The organism is Actinotalea subterranea, assembly GCF_008364845.1.
In the GTDB taxonomy this organism is placed as follows: Bacteria; Actinomycetota; Actinomycetes; order Actinomycetales; family Cellulomonadaceae; genus Actinotalea; species Actinotalea subterranea.
On the sequence record NZ_VTTP01000007.1, the window covers coordinates 164100 to 181612 of the forward strand.

18 protein-coding genes are annotated in these 17513 nt (G+C 74.0%); 13 read left to right on the forward strand and 5 right to left on the reverse strand.

Annotation, left to right across the window (positions count from 1 at the left end):
* The 3 genes from tpiA (at position 1) to FZ988_RS13190 (ending at position 1575) form a co-directional block, all read left to right on the forward strand.
* Entirely contained in the window at positions 1–798 is a 798-nt protein-coding gene (gene tpiA, locus FZ988_RS13180; RefSeq protein ID WP_149204483.1) for a triose-phosphate isomerase, read from the forward strand.
* 169 nt (positions 799–967) lie between these two features.
* A complete protein-coding gene (gene secG, locus FZ988_RS13185; RefSeq protein WP_149204484.1) occupies positions 968–1213 on the forward strand; it encodes a preprotein translocase subunit SecG in 246 nt (81 codons plus the stop codon).
* Between the two features lie 14 nt (positions 1214–1227).
* Complete coding sequence (locus FZ988_RS13190) at positions 1228–1575, forward strand: RNA polymerase-binding protein RbpA (RefSeq protein WP_149204485.1); 348 nt, start codon at positions 1228–1230, stop codon at positions 1573–1575.
* 170 nt (positions 1576–1745) lie between these two features.
* On the opposite strand, the gene pgl is transcribed toward FZ988_RS13190, so the two are convergent.
* The 5 genes from pgl to tkt form a co-directional block, all read right to left on the reverse strand.
* Positions 1746–2552 (reverse strand): 6-phosphogluconolactonase, encoded by an 807-nt coding sequence (gene pgl / locus FZ988_RS13195; RefSeq protein ID WP_149204486.1) that lies wholly within the window; start codon positions 2550–2552, stop codon positions 1746–1748.
* A complete protein-coding gene (gene opcA, locus FZ988_RS13200; RefSeq protein ID WP_149204487.1) occupies positions 2549–3469 on the reverse strand; it encodes a glucose-6-phosphate dehydrogenase assembly protein OpcA in 921 nt (306 codons plus the stop codon). The genes pgl and opcA overlap by 4 nt, the downstream gene beginning before the upstream one ends.
* A 64-nt stretch (positions 3470–3533) precedes the next feature.
* Positions 3534–5051, reverse strand: coding sequence for a glucose-6-phosphate dehydrogenase (zwf, locus tag FZ988_RS13205; protein ID WP_149204488.1), 1518 nt, complete (start codon positions 5049–5051; stop codon positions 3534–3536).
* Positions 5048–6220 carry a transaldolase gene (gene tal, locus FZ988_RS13210; RefSeq protein WP_149204489.1) on the reverse strand — a complete coding sequence of 391 codons (1173 nt, stop codon included), beginning with the start codon at positions 6218–6220 and terminating at the stop codon, positions 5048–5050. The genes zwf and tal overlap by 4 nt, the downstream gene beginning before the upstream one ends.
* Positions 6221–6305: 85 nt before the next feature.
* Positions 6306–8471, reverse strand: a complete 2166-nt coding sequence (gene tkt / locus FZ988_RS13215) for a transketolase (RefSeq protein ID WP_149204490.1) — start codon at positions 8469–8471, stop codon at positions 6306–6308.
* Between the two features lie 205 nt (positions 8472–8676).
* Here tkt and FZ988_RS13220 point away from each other — a divergent pair, with 205 nt between their 5' ends.
* The 10 genes from FZ988_RS13220 (at position 8677) to FZ988_RS13265 (ending at position 17476) form a co-directional block, all read left to right on the forward strand.
* Entirely contained in the window at positions 8677–9690 is a 1014-nt protein-coding gene (locus FZ988_RS13220; RefSeq protein WP_149204491.1) for a heme o synthase, read from the forward strand.
* Positions 9691–9698: 8 nt separating this feature from the next.
* Complete coding sequence (gene xerD / locus FZ988_RS13225) at positions 9699–10673, forward strand: site-specific tyrosine recombinase XerD (RefSeq protein WP_425457983.1); 975 nt, start codon at positions 9699–9701, stop codon at positions 10671–10673.
* 126 nt (positions 10674–10799) lie between these two features.
* Positions 10800–11675, forward strand: coding sequence for a ParA family protein (locus FZ988_RS13230; RefSeq protein ID WP_149204492.1), 876 nt, complete (start codon positions 10800–10802; stop codon positions 11673–11675).
* Positions 11659–12684, forward strand: a complete 1026-nt coding sequence (locus FZ988_RS13235) for a segregation and condensation protein A (protein WP_425457986.1) — start codon at positions 11659–11661, stop codon at positions 12682–12684. Before FZ988_RS13230 ends, FZ988_RS13235 begins: the two co-directional genes overlap by 17 nt.
* Positions 12681–13481, forward strand: coding sequence for an SMC-Scp complex subunit ScpB (scpB, locus tag FZ988_RS13240; protein WP_149204493.1), 801 nt, complete (start codon positions 12681–12683; stop codon positions 13479–13481). Before FZ988_RS13235 ends, scpB begins: the two co-directional genes overlap by 4 nt.
* The gene (locus FZ988_RS13245) at positions 13478–14239 is read left to right on the forward strand and encodes a pseudouridine synthase (protein WP_149204494.1); all 762 of its coding nucleotides are present in this window, start codon (positions 13478–13480) and stop codon (positions 14237–14239) included. The genes scpB and FZ988_RS13245 overlap by 4 nt, the downstream gene beginning before the upstream one ends.
* 153 nt (positions 14240–14392) lie before the next feature.
* Positions 14393–14755 (forward strand): chorismate mutase, encoded by a 363-nt coding sequence (aroH, locus tag FZ988_RS13250; protein WP_149204495.1) that lies wholly within the window; start codon positions 14393–14395, stop codon positions 14753–14755.
* Entirely contained in the window at positions 14752–15903 is a 1152-nt protein-coding gene (locus FZ988_RS13255; RefSeq protein ID WP_246169489.1) for a prephenate dehydrogenase, read from the forward strand. The genes aroH and FZ988_RS13255 overlap by 4 nt, the downstream gene beginning before the upstream one ends.
* Before the next feature lie 47 nt (positions 15904–15950).
* Entirely contained in the window at positions 15951–16796 is an 846-nt protein-coding gene (gene cmk, locus FZ988_RS13260) for a (d)CMP kinase (protein WP_246169490.1), read from the forward strand.
* Entirely contained in the window at positions 16793–17476 is a 684-nt protein-coding gene (locus tag FZ988_RS13265; protein WP_149204496.1) for a lysophospholipid acyltransferase family protein, read from the forward strand. Before cmk ends, FZ988_RS13265 begins: the two co-directional genes overlap by 4 nt.
* Positions 17477–17513 lie beyond the last annotated feature (37 nt).

Sequence of the window (17513 nt, forward strand, 5' to 3'; positions counted from 1 at the left end):
ATGGCAACCACCCGTACCCCGCTCATGGCGGGCAACTGGAAGATGAACCTGGACCACCACCAGGCCACGCACCTCGTGCAGAAGCTCGCGTGGACGCTCAAGGACGCGAAGCACGACTACTCCGCCGTCGAGGTCAGCGTGCTCGTGCCCTTCACGGACCTGCGGTCGGTCCAGACCCTCGTCGACGCGGACAAGCTCGAGCTGTCCTACGGCGCGCAGGACGTCTCGGCGCACACCGAGGGCGCGTACACCGGCGAGATCTCGCCGGTCATGCTCGCCAAGCTGGGCGTGAAGTACGTCGCCGTCGGCCACTCCGAGCGTCGGCAGTACCACGGCGAGGACGACGCCCTGTGCGCCGCCAAGGTGAAGTCGGCGTTCGGGCAGGGCATCGTGCCCATCCTCTGCGTCGGTGAGGGCCTGGACATCCGCAAGGCGGGGGACCAGGTCGCGTACACGCTCGCCCAGGTCGACGGCGGTCTCGCCGGCCTCCCGGCCGAGCAGGCCGCGCAGGTCGTCATCGCGTACGAGCCCGTCTGGGCCATCGGCACCGGTGAGGTCGCGACGCCCGACGACGCGCAGGAGGTCTGCGGTGCCATCCGTGAGCGCCTCGCCGAGCTGTACTCGCGCGAGCTCGCCGACGGCGTGCGCGTGCTCTACGGCGGTTCCGTGAAGTCCGGCAACATCGCGGCGATCATGGACAAGCCCGACGTCGACGGCGCGCTCGTCGGCGGTGCGAGCCTCGACCCTGAGGAGTTCGCGAAGATCGCGCGGTTCCAGTCCCACCAGGTCGGTCTCTGACCGACAGGTAGCCGGACGGGGCAGGTCGCACCTGCGGCCTGCCCCGTCCGCTGCGTCGCCCAGGCGACGCTCACCCGAGGCGTTGTCGTCGGATCCGGCGGACGTCGCCTATCCTTGACCGGGCGCCTCCCGGCGCCGAGAGCCTGACGAGCGAGGGACGTACGAGCACGTGGACGCACTGCGCATCACCCTGCAGGTACTGCTGGTCCTGACGAGCTTCCTCGTCGTCCTCCTCGTCCTGCTCCACAAGGGCAAGGGTGGCGGCCTCTCCGACATGTTCGGCGGCGGCGTCTCGAGCAACGCAGGCAGCTCCGGCGTCGCCGAGCGCAACCTCAACCGGCTCACGATCGGCCTGGCGGTCCTGTGGACCGTCATCGTCGTGCTGCTGGGCCTCATCCAGCGCGTCAGCGCCTGAGACCGGAGTAGAACATGGCGAGCGGTAGTGCGATCCGCGGTTCCCGCGTCGGGGCCGGACCGATGGGCGAGGCCGAGCGGGGTGAGTCCGCACCGCGGTTCTGGGTCTCGTACTGGTGCGCGAACGGCCACGAGACGAAGCCCAGCTTCTCCGAGGAGGCCAACGCCGAGGCGCCCGAGACGTGGGACTGCCCGCGCTGCGGCTTCCCGGCCGGCCAGGACAAGGAGAACCCGCCCTCGCCGAGCCGCAACGAGCCCTACAAGACGCACCTGGCCTACGTGAAGGAGCGTCGCACGGACGAGGACGGTGCAGCGATCCTCGACGAGGCGCTCGCCGCGCTCCGTGCACGTCGCGGCGGCTGACAGCTCCCGCTCGCAGCACCCGCTCACAGGGCGCCACCCGTTCCGCGGGTAGGCGCCCTGAGGCGTCTCGTGGACGACGCACGGCCCACGGTGCTCGTGGGTCACCGCGCCAGGGCGACAGCGGCCACTGCGCCGTACCGACGGCGGTCATGGCGCTACCGCTACCGCGGTCAGCCCGCAGCGGCGCCGTCCGCGGCGGCCACGTCGACCAGCCAGAGCGTGCGCCCGCGGGCCACGACACCCGCAGCCGGCGTGCGGTGCACGTCGTCGCCGGCGAGGGCGCGTGCCACGGCGTCGGCCTTGTCCGCTCCTGCGACCACGAGCCAGATCTCCTCGGCCCTCTCGAGCGCGGCGAACGTGAGGCTCACCCGCTCCGGCGGGGGCTTCGGCGAGCCGTGGACCCCCACGACGGTGCGGTCCGTGACGTCGACGGCCTCGTGGCCGGGGAAGAGCGAGGCGACGTGGCCGTCAGGCCCCACGCCGAGCAGGACCACGTCGAACGCGGGCACCGCGGGCCCCGCGTCGTCCGAGGGAGCCGTGCCGGCGCCGACGACGGTGGCCGCGCCGGAGGACGGAGCCGCGTACCGCGCGAGCTCAGCCGCGTACGCGTCCGCCGAGGCCTCGGGCGAGGCGGCGCCGTCCGGCCCCACCATCGCGTGGACGTTCGCCGGCGGGACGTCGAGCGCGTCGAGCAGAGCGGCGCGGGCCTGCGTCTCGTTGCGGTCGGGGTCGCCGCCGGGCAGGAACCGCTCGTCGCCCCACCACAGGTGCACACCCGTCCAGTCGACGGCGTCGCGCACGGGGGAGGCGGCGAGCTCGGCGAGGATCCGGATGCCGACCGTGCCGCCGGTGAGCGCCACGTGCACGGGTCGGTGGGTCGACTGCGCGTCGACGAGGCGGACGGCGAGGCGCGCCGCCGTCACCCTCGCGAGGGTCGCGGCGTCGGGGTGCACGACGACGGTGCGGGCGCGGGTCATGCGACGCCCACCTCCTCGAGCCCCTCGATCAGGACCTCGCCGTACACCTCGTCGGGGTCGAGTCGGCGCAGCTCCTCCGAGAGGCACTCGCGGAGCTCGCGCATCGGCATCGAGGTGCGGCGCTCGGGCTGGCCGGGCTGTTCGAGCGTCGCGACCCGGCCGTCGGGCCGGTTGAGGACGATGGGCCCGGAGGGTCGTTCCAGGACGACCTTGGTGATGCCCTGGACGTCCTGCTGCCGCACGATCTCCACGGGGCAGCGGAGCGCGTGGGCGAGCCAGGCCGCGAGGAGCACGACCGACGGGTGCGTCTCGTGGCCGCTCACGACGGCGCGCGTGACGGCCTCGTGGGGCGGCTGGTCGAGCGCTGCCGCCAGGAGGCCGCGCCAGGCGGTCAGGCGTGTCCAGGCGAGGTCCGTGTCGCCGTCGGTGTGCCCGGTGCGCAGGCGCAGCAGGCTCCCGAGCGGGTCGCTGCACTGCAGGCTGTCCGTGATGCGCCGCTGCGCCATGGCGCCGATCGCGTGCTCGGCGGGCACGTCGGGGTGCTCGTCCGGCCACCAGACCACGATCGGTGCGTCGGGCAGGAGGAGGGGCATGACGAGCGTGTCCGAGTGGCTGAGCATCTCGCCCGACGCCCGGAGCAGGATGACCTCGCTCGCGCCGGCGTCCCCGCCGACGCGGATCTCGGCGTCGAGTCGCGACGTCGTGTGGTCGGGGTCGCGCGCGAGGACGATCACACGGCACGGGTGCTCGCGGCTCGCCGCGTTCGCGGTCTCGACGGCGCGCTCGACCTCGGACACGTCGGCGTCGATCACGAGCGTCAGGACCCGGCCGAGCGCTACGGCCCCACCCTCGTCACGGATGCGCAGGAGGGTCTTCATCACGGCGGTCGTCGTCGTGTCCGGCAGGTCGATGATCATCGTGCACCCCTTCGGCAGGTCGAGCGCGCGGGCGGGCGGGACGTGGGGCGGGCGCCGGCCGTGCTCACGGGCGACGCCACGTGCGCCCGTCGCGGGCCATCATCTCGTCGGCGGAGGCGGGGCCCCAGGTGCCCGAGCGGTAGGGCTCCGGCGTGCCGTTCTGGGCCCACCAGCTGGTGATGGGGTCGAGGATCTTCCACGAGAGCTCGACCTCCTGGTGACGGGGGAAGAGCGGCGGGTCACCCAGGAGGACGTCGAGGATCAGCCGCTCGTACGCCTCGGGCGAGGACTCGGTGAACGCGTGCCCGTAGCCGAAGTCCATCGTGACGTCACGGACCTCCATCGCCGTGCCCGGGACCTTCGAGCCGAAGCGGATGGTGACCCCCTCGTCGGGCTGCACGCGGATGACGAGCGCGTTCTTGCCGAGCTCCTCGGTCGCGGTCGACTCGAACGGCAGGTGCGGGGCCTTCTTGAAGACGACCGCGATCTCCGTCACACGCCGCCCGAGGCGCTTGCCGGTGCGCAGGTAGAACGGGACACCCGCCCAGCGGCGCGTGTCGATGTCCACCCGGATCGCCGCGTAGGTCTCGGTCCCGGAGTCGGGCGCGATGCCGTCCTCGTCCAGGTACCCGACGACCTCCTCGCCGCCCTGCCAGCCCGCGGCGTACTGCCCGCGGGCGGTGTGCAAGGACAGGTCCTTGGGCACGCGGACGGCCGAGAGCACCTTCTCCTTCTCGGCACGCAGGTCGTCCGCGTCGAAGGACACGGGCTCCTCCATCGCCGTCAGGGCGAGGAGCTGGAGCAGGTGGTTCTGGATCACGTCGCGTGCGGCGCCGATGCCGTCGTAGTACCCGGCCCGCCCGCCGATGCCGATGTCCTCGGCCATCGTGATCTGCACGTGGTCGACGTAGTTGGCGTTCCAGATGGGCTCGAACAGCTGGTTGGCGAACCGGAGCGCCAGCATGTTCTGGACGGTCTCCTTGCCCAGGTAGTGGTCGATGCGGAACACCGACTCCGGGCTGAACACCTCGGACACCACGTCGTTGAGCTCGCGGGCGCTCGCGAGGTCGTGGCCGAACGGCTTCTCGATGACGACGCGCCGCCAGGCGTCGCCGGACTGCTGCGAGAGCCCCGAGCGTGCGAGCTGACGGCACACGAGCGGGAACGACGCCGGCGGGACCGACAGGTAGAAGGCGTGGTTGCCGCCCGTGCCCTGCTCCGCGTCGAGCTCGGCCACGGTGGTGCTCAGCCGGTCGAACGCGTCGTCGTCGTCGAACTCGCCCTGGACGAACCGGATGCCCTCGGCGAGCTGGTTCCACGTGCTCTCGCGGAACGGGGTGCGCGCGTTGGCCTGGACGGCGTCGTGCACCACCTGGGCGAAGTCCTGCGTCGCCCAGTCGCGGCGTGCGAACCCGGTGAGCGCGAACCCGGGAGGCAGGAGGCCGCGGTTGGCGAGGTCGTAGACCGCGGGCATGAGCTTGCGCCGGGCCAGGTCACCGGTGACGCCGAAGATCACGAGGCCGCACGGGCCCGCGATGCGGGGCAGGCGCCGGTCACGCGGGTCGCGGAGCGGGTTGGTCACTGTGCGCTCTCCCCGAGGCTGTCGGAGACGGCGCTGCGGGCGAGCCCGTCGGACACGGTCGCGAGGAGCTCGCGCCAGCTCGCGACGAACTTGTCCACGCCCTCGGACTCGAGCGCGCTCGTGACCTCGTCGAGGTCGATGCCGAGGGCCGCGAGGCCGGCGAGCTGCTCCGCCGCCCGGACGTAACCGCCGGTCACGGTGTCGCCGCGCACGTCGCCGTGGTCCGCGACCGCCTCGAGCGTCTTGCCCGGCATCGTGTTGACGACGCCGGGGGCGACGAGCTCGTCGACGTAGCGCGTGTCCGGGTAGGCGGGGTCCTTCACACCGGTCGAGGCCCACAGGGGTCTCTGCGGCCGCGCACCGGAGGCGGCGAGGCGCTGCCAGCGGTCGGTGGCCACCGAGGCCTCGTAGACCTGGTACGCGAGCCGCGCGTTGGCGATCGCGATCTCGCCGCGCAGCGCCGACGCCTGCGGTGTGCCCAGCTCGTCGAGTCGCGCGTCCACGGCGGCGTCGACGCGCGAGACGAAGAACGACGCGACGGACGCGATGGACGAGAGGTCGTGGCCCGCGGCGCCAGCGGCCTCGAGGCCGGCCTGGTAGGCGTCCAGGACCGCGCGGTACCGGTCGAGGGAGAAGATCAGCGTCACGTTCACGCTGATGCCCTCCGCGATCACCGCGGTGATCGCGGGCAGCCCCTCGAGGGTCGCCGGGATCTTGATGTACAGGTTCGGACGGTCGACGGTGCTCCAGAGGCGCCGTGCGAGGGCGACCGTGCCGTCCGTGTCGCGGGCCAGTCCCGGGTCGACCTCGATCGACACGCGGCCGTCGAGGCCGCCGGTGCGCGCGTGCACGTCGGCGAGGGCGTCGCACGCGTCCCTGACGTCGTCCGTGGTGATCCGGAAGACCGCCTCGGCCACCGGGACCCCCTCGCCCGCGAGGTCCGCGAGCTGGGCGTCGTACGCGGTCCCGCGGGACAGGGCGCCCGCGAAGATGGTCGGGTTCGTGGTGACCCCCACGACCCCGCGCTCCGTGACGAGGCGGTCGAGCTCGCCCGTCGTCAGCAGCTCACGGGACAGGTCGTCGAGCCAGATGGCGACGCCTGCGTCCCTCAGTCGGGCGATGGGGGGCGGGACGGTCGCGCCCGCGGACGGCGCGTGGTGCTCGGTCATGACGGTCTCCTTCGGTCAGCCCGCCGGGGCGAGTCGCGTCGCCCCGGCGTTCGTGCGGTGGGAGGTTCGTGCAGCGGGCCGAGCGTCAGAGGTCGCCCGTACCGCTCTCGGTCGGCACGCCCGGCGCTCCGGGGCCCTCGTCGCCGCGCGCCGCGGCGATCGACTCGCGTGCCGCCGCGACCACGGCCTCGGGGGTGATCCCGAACTCGCGGTAGAGCGTCTCGTAGTCGGCCGAGGCCCCGTAGTGCTCGAGGGACACGGAGCGTCCGGCGTCGCCGACGATCTTGTGCCAGGAGAGCGCGATGCCCGCCTCCACGGAGACCCTCGCACGGACCGACGACGGCAGCACCTGCTCGCGGTAGGCCTCGTCCTGCTCGGCGAACCACTCCAGGCTCGGAGCGGAGACGACGCGCGTCGGGACACCCTGGGACTCGAGCGTCTCGCGGGCGGCCACGGCGAGCTGGACCTCGGAACCCGTGCCGATGAGGATGACCTGCGGGGTGCCGGTGCTCGCCTCGAGCAGCGTGTAGGCGCCGCGCGCGACACCCTCGGTCGTGGCGAAGCCGTCCTCGCCGCGCGGGAACGTCGGCACGTTCTGACGCGTGAGGACGAGCCCGACGGGGTGGTCGGTGCGCTCCAGGACGGCCTTCCAGGCCGCAGCGGTCTCGTTCGCGTCGGCCGGGCGGACGATGTCGAGCCCGGGGATGGCGCGCAGCGCGGTGAGGTGCTCGACCGGCTGGTGCGTGGGGCCGTCCTCGCCCAGGCCGATCGAGTCGTGCGTCCACACGTAGATCGCGGGGACCCCCATGAGGGCCGCGAGGCGGACAGCGCCCCGCATGTAGTCGCTGAACGTGAAGAACGTGCCGCCGTACGGGCGCGTGAGCCCGTGCAGGCGGATGCCCGAGAGGATCGAGCCCATCGCGTGCTCACGGATGCCGAAGTGCAGCGTGCGGCCGTACTGGGTGCCGCTGAACTCGTGCGTCGAGCGCTCGGCCGGGATGAACGACGGCTCGCCCTTCATGGTCGTGTTGTTCGAGCCCGCGAGGTCGGCGGAGCCGCCCCAGAGCTCGGGCAGCACGGGTGCGAGCGCCGAGAGGACCTCGCCCGACGCGGAGCGCGTGGCGACGGACTTGCCGGCCGGGAACACCGGCAGCGCGTCCGCCCAGCCCGCGGGGAGCTCACCGGCGCTGAGCCGGTCGAGCAGCGCGGCGCGCTCGGGGTTCGCGGCCCGCCAGGCGTCGTAGCCCACGGTCCACTCGGCCTTCGCGGCGGCACCGCGCTCCAGGGCGCGGCGCGTGTGAGCGATCACCTCGGGCTCGACGCCGAAGGCCACCTCGGGGTCGAAGCCGAGCGCCTCCTTGAGCCCCCGCACCTCGTCGCCGCCCAGCTTCGAGCCGTGCGAGCCGTGCGTGTTCTGCTTGGTCGGCGAGGGCCACGCGATGATGGTGCGCAGCCGGATGAACGACGGGCGGTCCGTGACGACCTTCGCGGCCTCGATCGCGGCGTCGAGCGCGACGACGTCCTCGGCGTAGGGGCTGCCGTCGGCCGTCTGGGTCCAGTCGACCGACTGGACGTGCCAGCCGTACGCCTCGTAGCGGCCCAGCACGTCCTCGGTGAAGGCGATCTCGGTGTCGCCCTCGATGGAGATGTGGTTGTCGTCCCACAGGACGACGAGGTTGCCCAGCTTCTGGGTGCCCGCGATCGAGGAGGCCTCGCTCGTCACACCCTCCTGGAGGTCACCGTCGGAGGCGATGACGTACACGTGGTGGTCGAAGGGGCTCGTCCCGGGGGCGGCGTCGGGGTCGAGGAGCCCACGCTCACGGCGCGACGCCATCGCGAAGCCGACGGCGCTCGCGAGGCCCTGGCCGAGCGGTCCCGTGGTGATCTCGACGCCCGCGGTGTGGCGGTACTCGGGGTGACCCGGGGTCTTCGAGCCCCACGTGCGCAGGGCGGCGAGGTCCTCGATCTCCAGGCCGTAGCCGGCGAGGTAGAGCTGGATGTACTGGGTGAGGCTCGAGTGCCCCGCGGAGAGGATGAAGCGGTCCCGGCCGAGCCAGTGCGGGTCGGCGGGGTCGTGACGCATCGTGCGCTGGTAGAGCAGGTACGCCGCCGGGGCCAGGCTGATCGCCGTGCCGGGGTGGCCGTTGCCGACCTTCTCGACTGCATCCGCCGCGAGGACGCGGACGGTGTCGACGGCGCGGCGGTCGAGGTCCGACCACTCGAGACCGGCGGGAGGGACAGACGCGTTCACGGAGCCTCTTTCCTGCCCGGACGGTCGCCCGGGTCGTCACCTGGTGCGTGCATGGCCGCGCCGCCGGTCCGCGGACCGGTGGCGCTCGGGGCCAGCAGTGGTGCCGGATGTGTGCGGCACGTCACGGTGCGAGCCTACCGGCGGGAGCCTCCCGGTGAGTCCCGTGCCGCCTGGTGGACGTCGTGGTAGCGAAGGCAGGCCTACCATGGTCGCCAGCACCCTGGAGAAACGGAGCCCCGCCGACGTGCGCACAGCCAGCCACGCCCCGACCGACGACGGAGCGGCCCGGTCGGACCGGCCCGTCGGCACGAGCGTCGGTCTGAGCCTCGCGGCCGTCGGCTCGCGCGTCGCGGCGTACGTCGCCCTGACGAAGCCGCGCATCATCGAGCTGCTCCTGATCACGACCCTGCCGACGATGCTGCTCGCTGAGCGCGGCTTCCCGTCCGTCGGTCTCGTCGTCGCGACGCTCGTGGGCGGTGCGGCCTCCGCCGGCTCGGCGAACGTGCTCAACTGCTACCTCGACCGCGACATCGACGAGGTCATGAACCGCACGAAGCGACGTCCGCTCGTGACGGGGGAGATCGCCCCGCGGCCCGCGCTCGTGTTCGGCGTCGTGCTCGGCGTCTTCTCCCTGGTCTGGTTCGCGACGCTCGTCAACGTGCTCTCGGCGGTCCTCGCGCTCGTCGCGATCCTCCTGTACGTCGTCGGCTACACCATGATCCTCAAGCGCCGCACGCCGCAGAACATCGTCTGGGGCGGCGCCGCCGGGTGCATGCCCGTGCTCATCGGCTGGGCCGCCGTGACGGAGTCGCTGACCTGGGCCCCGGTCGCCCTGTTCGGCGTCATCTTCTTCTGGACGCCCCCGCACTACTGGCCGCTGTCCATGCGGTTCCGGCGTGACTACGCGGCCGCGGGCGTCCCGATGCTGCCGGTGGTCGCGAACGACGTGCGCGTGACGTGGGAGATGCTCGCGTACACCGTCGGCATGGTCGCGTGCTCGCTCGTCCTCGTGCCGCTCGCGGACATGACATGGGTGTACGCGGTCGTCGCCTCCCTCCTGGGCGCGTGGTTCCTCTGGGCCACCGTCGCCCTGCTGCGGCGCGCCCGCTCGCCGCGACCCGGCGTCAAGCTGGGCGAGATGCGCCTCTTCCACGCCTCGATCACCTACCTGACGCTCCTGTTCGTCGCCGTGGCCGTCGACCCGTTCCTGCCGGTCTAGGGGCACGCGTGGCCGGGCCCGAGGCGGCACCCGCCGTGCGCCCGTCGGCGCCCGCGCTCGACCTCGCCGTCGGCGCCTACCTCGACCACCTGGCCGTGGAGCGCGGGCTCGCGGCGAACACGCTCGCCGCGTACCGGCGCGACCTCGCCCGGTACACGGTGTTCCTCGCCGGCCGGGGCTGCGCGGAGGTCCACGCCGTGCAGGAGGCCGACGTGCGTGCCTTCCTCGCGTCGGTGCGGACGGGCGAGGACGGGGCGACGCCCCTGTCCGCGTCGTCAGCCGCGCGGATCCTGGCGGCCGTGCACGGGTGGCACCGGTTCTGCGCGCTCGAGGGGACCGCGCCGCAGGACCCGTCGCGCGGCGTCAAGCCGCCCGCGCAGGCCAGGCGCCTGCCCAAGGCGATCCCGGCGGAGGACGTCGAGAAGCTGCTGCTCGCCGCGGGCGTCGGCGACGGCCCCGTCCCGCTGCGCGACCGGGCGCTGCTCGAGCTGCTCTACTCGACCGGCGCACGCATCAGCGAGGTCGTGGGCCTCGACGTCGACGACCTCGAGCTCGACCCCGCGGCCGCGGCGGCGCGGCTGCTCGGCAAGGGCAGCAAGGAGCGCGTCGTGCCCGTGGGCTCCTACGCGCGCGACGCGGTCGAGGCCTACCTGGTGCGTGCCCGGCCGGCGCTCGCCTCCGGCGGACGGGGGACACCCGCCGTCTTCCTCAACACCCGTGGCGCCCGGCTGAGCCGGCAGAGCGCGTGGGCGGTGCTGCGGCAGGCCGCCCAGCGTGCGGGCATCGCACGCGCCGACGACGTGTCACCGCACACGCTGCGCCACTCCTTCGCGACGCACCTCCTCGCCGGCGGCGCCGACGTGCGCGTCGTCCAGGAGCTGCTGGGCCACGCCTCGGTGACCACCACGCAGATCTACACCCAGGTGACGCCCGACACGCTGCGCGAGGTGTACGCGGCCGCCCATCCGCGCGCGCTCGGCTGATCGGCGGGGAGGGCCTCGGGCCGGGTCACGGCCCGCACGGCTGCCGACGCACAGCCGCCCGTGAGGTGTTCCCGTGACGGCGGCGCCTTCGCGGTCGGGCGCCCGCGCTGCGGTAACCTCGGGGCCGTGACCAGCCAGGACCCGGACGGACCCGACGCGACGCTGACGGACCCCGTCGGACGGCCCTTGCCGGAGCTCCCTGAGCCCGCCCCGCTCACCTCGCACGGTCCCGCACGCGTCATCGCGCTGTGCAACCAGAAGGGCGGCGTCGGCAAGACGACGACGACGATCAACCTGGGCGCGGCCCTCGCCGACTACGGCCGCCGGGTGCTCGTCGTGGACTTCGACCCGCAGGGGGCGGCCTCGGTCGGCCTCGGGACGAGCCCGCACGAGCTCGACCGCACCATCTACAACCTCCTCATGGAGCGCGGGGCGGTCATCCAGGACGTCATCCGGCCCACGGCCGTGCCCAACCTGGACCTGCTGCCCGCGAACATCGACCTCTCGGCGGCCGAGGTCCAGCTCGTGGGCGAGGTCGCTCGCGAGTCGATCCTGTCCCGTGTGCTGCGTCCGGTCGAGGACGAGTACGACGTGATCCTCGTCGACTGCCAGCCGTCCCTCGGGCTGCTCACGGTCAACGCGCTGACGGCCGCGCACGGGGTGCTGATCCCGCTCGAGTGCGAGTTCTTCGCCCTGCGCGGCGTCGCGCTCCTCGTCGAGACCGTCGAGAAGGTGCGCGACCGCCTCAACCCGCGGCTCCAGGTCGACGGCATCCTCGCGACCATGTACGACCCCCGCACGCTGCACTCGCGTGAGGTCATCGCGCGCGTCCACGAGGCGTTCGGCGACCAGCTGCTGCACACGGTCATCGGTCGCACCGTGAAGTTCCCGGACTCGTCGGTCGCCGCGGAGCCCATCACCACGTACGCGCCGACGCACTCGGGTGCCGCGGCGTACCGGCAGCTCGCGCGTGAGCTGGTGGCCCGTGGCGATGCCGCCTGACGGCGAGCGCGCGACCGGCCTCCCGACGTCCCTGCCCGCGAACGGCGCGGCGGGCGAGCAGCCCGCCGGGCGCGGGCACAGCCCGTTCGAGGTGCACCTCGAGAACTTCTCCGGACCCTTCGACCTCCTGCTCGGGCTCATCGCCAAGCACAAGCTGGACATCACCGAGGTCGCGCTCGCGCAGGTGACCGACGAGTTCATCGCGGCCGTGCGGGCTGCCGAGACCAGCGGGTCACCGTGGGAGCTCGGCCAGATCAGCGAGTTCCTCGTGGTCGCGGCGACGCTCCTGGACCTCAAGGCCGCGCGCCTGCTGCCGGCGGGGGACGTGGAGGACGCCGAGGACCTCGAGATGCTCGAGGCCCGTGACCTGCTCTTCGCCCGCCTCCTGCAGTACCGCGCCTACAAGGAGGTCGCTGCCGGCCTCGGCGAGCGGCTCGCCGCCCAGGCCCGGAGCCTGCCCCGCACCGTCTCGCTCGAGCCACAGCTCGCGGCGCTCCTGCCCGAGCTCGTCCTGCAGATCGGTCCGTCGGAGCTCGCGATCCTCGCGGCGCACGCGCTGCGGCCCCGTGCGGCGCCGCCCGGGGTGGACCTGAGCCACCTGCACGCCCCGGCCGTCAGCGTCCGGGAGCAGGCGGCGGTGCTCGTCGACCGGCTGCGCCGGGCCGGCTCGGGCTCGTTCCGGTCGCTGGTGGCCGACGCCGAGACGACCCTCGTGGTGGTGGTCAGGTTCCTCGCGCTCCTCGAGCTGTTCCGCGAGGGAGTCGTGGCGTTCGACCAGGTCAACCCGCTCGGGGACCTCACGGTTCGCTGGACGGGCGGCGAGGACGCCGAGGTCGAGGTCGGCGACGACTACGGCGGCCCGGGCACCGTGCCCGGGGACCCTGAGCCCGTGGGCGGCCCGGGCGGCGAGCAGGGGCGTCCCGCGGCCGTCGCCGCCACCCCACCCGTTCCGGGCACGCCCGCGGGGGCACCCGACCATGACGTCGAGACCGAGGAGGCCCAGCCGTGAGCGCACAGACACCCGACGGCGTCGCAGACGAGACGGGCGTGCCGGCGACCGTCGACGAGCTCGCGTTCGACGTCGCGGACCTCCCGGGCGGTGCGGAGGCTGCGGTCGAGGCCGTCCTGATGGTCGCGGACGAGCCCGTGTCCGCCGTGGAGATCGCGACGGTGCTGGGCCTTGCGACGACCCGGGTCGAGGCGCTGCTCGACGAGCTGGCCGCGGAGTACCGGGGCGTGGGGCAGAGCAGGCCTCGAGGGTTCGAGCTGCGCAACGTCGCCGGGGGCTGGCGGTTCTACTCCGCGCCGGCGCACGCCGACGTCGTCGGGCGCTTCGTGCTCGACGGGCAGACGGCCCGCCTGACGCAGGCCGCGCTCGAGACCCTCGCGGTCATCGCCTACCGCCAGCCCGTCACACGGGGCCAGGTCTCCGCGGTGCGTGGCGTCAACGTCGACTCCGTGGTGCGCACGCTCGCCGCCCGCGGGCTCGTCGCGGAGATCGGGACGGAGCCCAGCGGGGCGGTCCTGTACGGGACGACCACGTACTTCCTGGAGCGGCTCGGCATGACGAGCCTCGACGACCTGCCGCCTCTCGCGCCGTACCTCCCGGACATCGAGTCGATGTCCGGGATCGACGAGGAGCTCGACGACGGTCGCCGGGGCGCGCGCGGACGGCCCGACGACGGCGCGCCGGCGTCCGCGGCCGGAGCGGTCGACGGAACCGACCTGCTGCCCGACGACGGGGCCGACGAGCCAGACGTGCAGGACCAGCCCGACCAGCAGCCCGACGAAGGAAGCCAGCCATGAGCCCGCGAGAGACCGCCGTCGACGTGCACGACCCGGACGGCATCAGGCTGCAGAAGGTGCTCGCCACGGCCGGTCTCGGCTCGCGCCGCGCGTGCGAGCAGCTGATCGCCGCGGGCCGTGTCCAGGTCGACGGGACGACCGTGCGCGAGCTGGGGGTCCGGGTCGACCCGCGCACGGCAGTGATCCACGTGGACGGGATGCGCCTGCAGCTCGACACGTCGCTCGTGACGATCGCGCTCAACAAGCCGCTCGGCGTCGTCTCGACGATGCACGACCCGCAGGGCCGGCGCTCGCTCGCCGAGTTCGTCGCCGACCGCGAGGAGCGGCTCTTCCACGTGGGCAGGCTCGACGCCGAGACGGAGGGCCTGCTGCTCCTGACGAACGACGGCGAGCTCGCGAACCGCCTCGCGCACCCGTCGCACGGTGTCCGCAAGACCTACCTCGCGACGGTCGAGGGCCGCGTCAAGCCGGCGGTCGCCGCGCGCCTGCGCTCGGGCATCGAGCTCGAGGACGGGCCCGTGTCGGTGGACGCGTACAAGGTCGTCGACATGTCGCCGGACGCGACCATGGTCGAGGTCGTCATCCACGAGGGCCGCAACCGCGTGGTGCGCCGCATGTTCGACGCCGTCGGGCACCCCGTGACGCGCCTGCTGCGCACGCAGGTGGGGCCGATCCGGCTCGGCACGCTCCAGCCGGGCCGCACGCGTGTGCTCGGCCGCGAGGAGCTCGGCTCGCTCATGGCCGCCGTGGGCATGTGACGTGCGCGTGGCCCGCGCGATGCGCGTGACCCGCGCGACGGAGGGCGGCACGGGCCGGGTCCGGTCGGTGCCCGCGGACGTCCCGACGCCCGGCGCACCGGGGCGGGTACGCTCGCGCACCGTCAGCAGCAGGGCGTCCTTGGGAGGTGCACGATGACGGTTCGCGCGATCCGCGGGGCGACCCAGCTCGAGCGTGACGAGCGTGACCACCTGTTCGAGCGCACCGCCGAGCTCGTGCGTGAGGTCTTGTCGGCCAACGCGATCGGGACGGACGCGCTGATCTCGATCATCTTCACGTGCACGCCTGACCTGCGCAGCGACTTCCCGGCCACCGCCGCGCGGGAGATGGGCATGGGTGACGTGCCCCTCATGTGCGCCGTCGAGATCGACGTGCCCACGGCGTTGCCGCGCGTCGTGCGCCTCATGGCCCACGCGGAGCTCGACGTCCCGCGCGCGGACGTCCGCCACGTCTACCTGCACGGCGCGACGGTGCTGCGCCGGGACCTCGCGCAGTGACCCCCGCCGACGCGAGGGCCGCCGCTGACGCGACGGTGCCGCCGGCGGCCACCCGCGGACCGGTCCGCATCGTCGGGACGGGTCTGCTCGGCGCGAGCATCGGCATGGCCCTGCGCGCCATGGGGGTCGAGGTCGTGCTCCAGGACCCGTCGCGCACCACGGTCCTGCTCGCGCGGGACGTGGGCGCGGGCCGCCTCGCGACGCCGCAGGACCGTGACGTGCGCCTCGTGGTGGTCGCGGCCCCGCCGGACGTCACGCCCGACGTGGTGCTCGCCGAGCTCGAGGCGTTCCCGGGGGCTGTCGTCACGGACGTCGCGAGCGTCAAGAGCGCGGTCCTCGACGCCCTGCGCGCCGCGGGCGCCGACCTGACGCGCTACGTGGGCTCGCACCCGATGGCTGGCTCCGAGCGGAGCGGCCCGACGGCGGCGCGCCCGGACCTGTTCACGGGCCGCCCCTGGGTGGTCGTGGGCTCTGGCGCATCCAGCGGTGACGCGGTGCTCGCGGTGCGTGACCTGGCCGCGGACCTCGGCGCGACGCCGGTGATGCTCGACGCGGCGGCGCACGACGACGCGGTCGCGCTCGTCTCGCACGTCCCTCAGGTCGCGGCGTCCCTCGTCGCCGCACGCCTGCGCACCGCCGACCCGGCCGCGCTGGACCTCGCGGGCCAGGGGCTGCGCGACGTCACACGTGTCGCGGCGAGCGACCCTGCGCTGTGGACCTCGATCCTCGCGGCCAACGCGGGGGCCGTCACCCCGGTCCTCCGGGCCCTTCGCGGCGACCTCGACGCGCTCATCGCCGCGCTCGACGAGGCGGACGCCGCGGACGCGGCCGAGTCGGTCGGTGCGGGCGCGCTCGGGACCGTCGCGGCGGCCATCGTCGCCGGCAACGAGGGCGTCGCGCGCATCCCCGGCAAGCACGGTGGCGTGCGCAAGGCGTACGACGTCGTCACGGTCCTCGTGCCCGACGAGCCGGGGCAGCTGGCCCGGCTCCTGGCGGACGTGGGCGCCGCGGGGATCAACCTCGAGGAGCTCCAGCTCGAGCACGCGCCGCGCCAGGCCGTCGGCCTCGCGTCGATCTCGGTGCTCCGCGGCCTGCGGTCTCGGCTCGAGGACGAGCTCACGACGCGCGGGTGGCGGCTCGCGGGATGATCTGACGGCCGCGCAGCGATGCGGCCGGGCGAGAGGTGGATGACGACGTGGGGAGCACGATGCACGAGGGCGGGGACACCGTGGGCGACGGCTCGCTGGGCGACGAGGCGGCGGCCGACCAGGCTGTGGGCGACGAGGCTGTGGGCGGCGAGGCGACGGGTGCGTCGACGGCCGCGGGCGGCGACGCGAGGCCGCTCGTGGTCGCTGTCGACGGCCCGTCGGGCTCCGGCAAGTCCAGCGTGTGCCGCAAGGCTGCGGCCCGGCTCGGTCTCGCGTACCTCGACACCGGGGCGATGTACCGCGCCGCGACGTGGTGGTGCCTCGAGCAGGGCGTCGACCTGGCCGACGCGGCGCTCGTCGCGGCGACGGTTCGGACGATGGTGCTGGAGATGGGCCTGGACCCGCACTTCCCGACGTTCCAGGTCGCCGGCCACGACATCGGCACCGCGATCCGGGCGGCGGAGATCTCGACGGTGGTGAGCGCCGTGGCGACCAACCTGGACGTCCGGGCCGACCTCGGTGCGCGGCAGCGGCGCGTGATCGAGGTCGAGTGCCTGCCGCAGGGGACGAGCGACGGCCGCGGCGTCGTCGTCGAGGGCCGTGACATCACGACGGTCATCGCGCCCGACGCCGACGTGCGCATCCTGCTGACCGCGAGCGAAGAGGCACGCCTCGCGCGCCGTGCCCGCGAGCTGCACGGCGTGGCCGACGCGTCCGCCCTCGCAGCGACGCGTGACCAGGTGGTGCGTCGGGACGCGCAGGACTCGACGGTCGTCGAGTTCCAGACGGCGGCGGACGGCGTCGTGACCGTGGACTCCTCCGACCTCGACCTCGAGCAGACGGTCGAGGCGGTGCTCGAGGTCGTCGCGCGGGTCGCCGGCCGCACCGCGTGAGCGGGACGCCGGGACCCGGTCCGGCGGGGCCGCGCTGGTCCCGGTGGCTGGGCCGCTTCCTCGCGGTGGTCGTGTGGCGCACGCAGCGGCTCGGCACCCGGAACGTGCCCCGTACCGGTGGGGTGCTGCTCGCCGCGAACCACATCGGCATGATTGACGGGCCGATCCTGCACGGTGCCGCGCCCCGGGGGACGCACGTCCTCGTCAAGCACGAGCTGTTCCGCGGCCCGCTCGGCGTGCTGCTGCGCGCCGCCGGCCAGATCCCCGTGGACAGGTCCAGCGGCCGCGACGCCCTCGCGGCGGCGCTCGGCGTGCTGCGGCGCGGTGGTGCCGTGGGCATCTTCCCCGAGGGCAACCGCGGTCGCGGTGACGCGTCGAGCGCGCGCGCCGGGGTCGCCTGGCTCGCCGTCACGTCGGGCGTGCCGGTCGTCCCGGTCGCGGTCCTCGGCACGCGGCGCACGGGCGAGGCCGTCGGCCACGTGCCGGGCGTGCGGCGCCGGCTCGTCGTGGCCTTCGGGGAGCCGATCACGATCGACCGTCCCGCCGGGGTCTCGGGCAAGGCCGCCGTCGCCCACGCCGCCGAGCTGATCCGCGACGGTCTCGCGGCGCACGTGCAGGCTGTGAGCGCGCAGACGGGCGTGCCGCTGCCGCAGGACGGGCCGGGTTCCCGACCCGACTGAGGCGGCCTCGGGCGGGGCCGGTTCGTCGCCTGGGCCC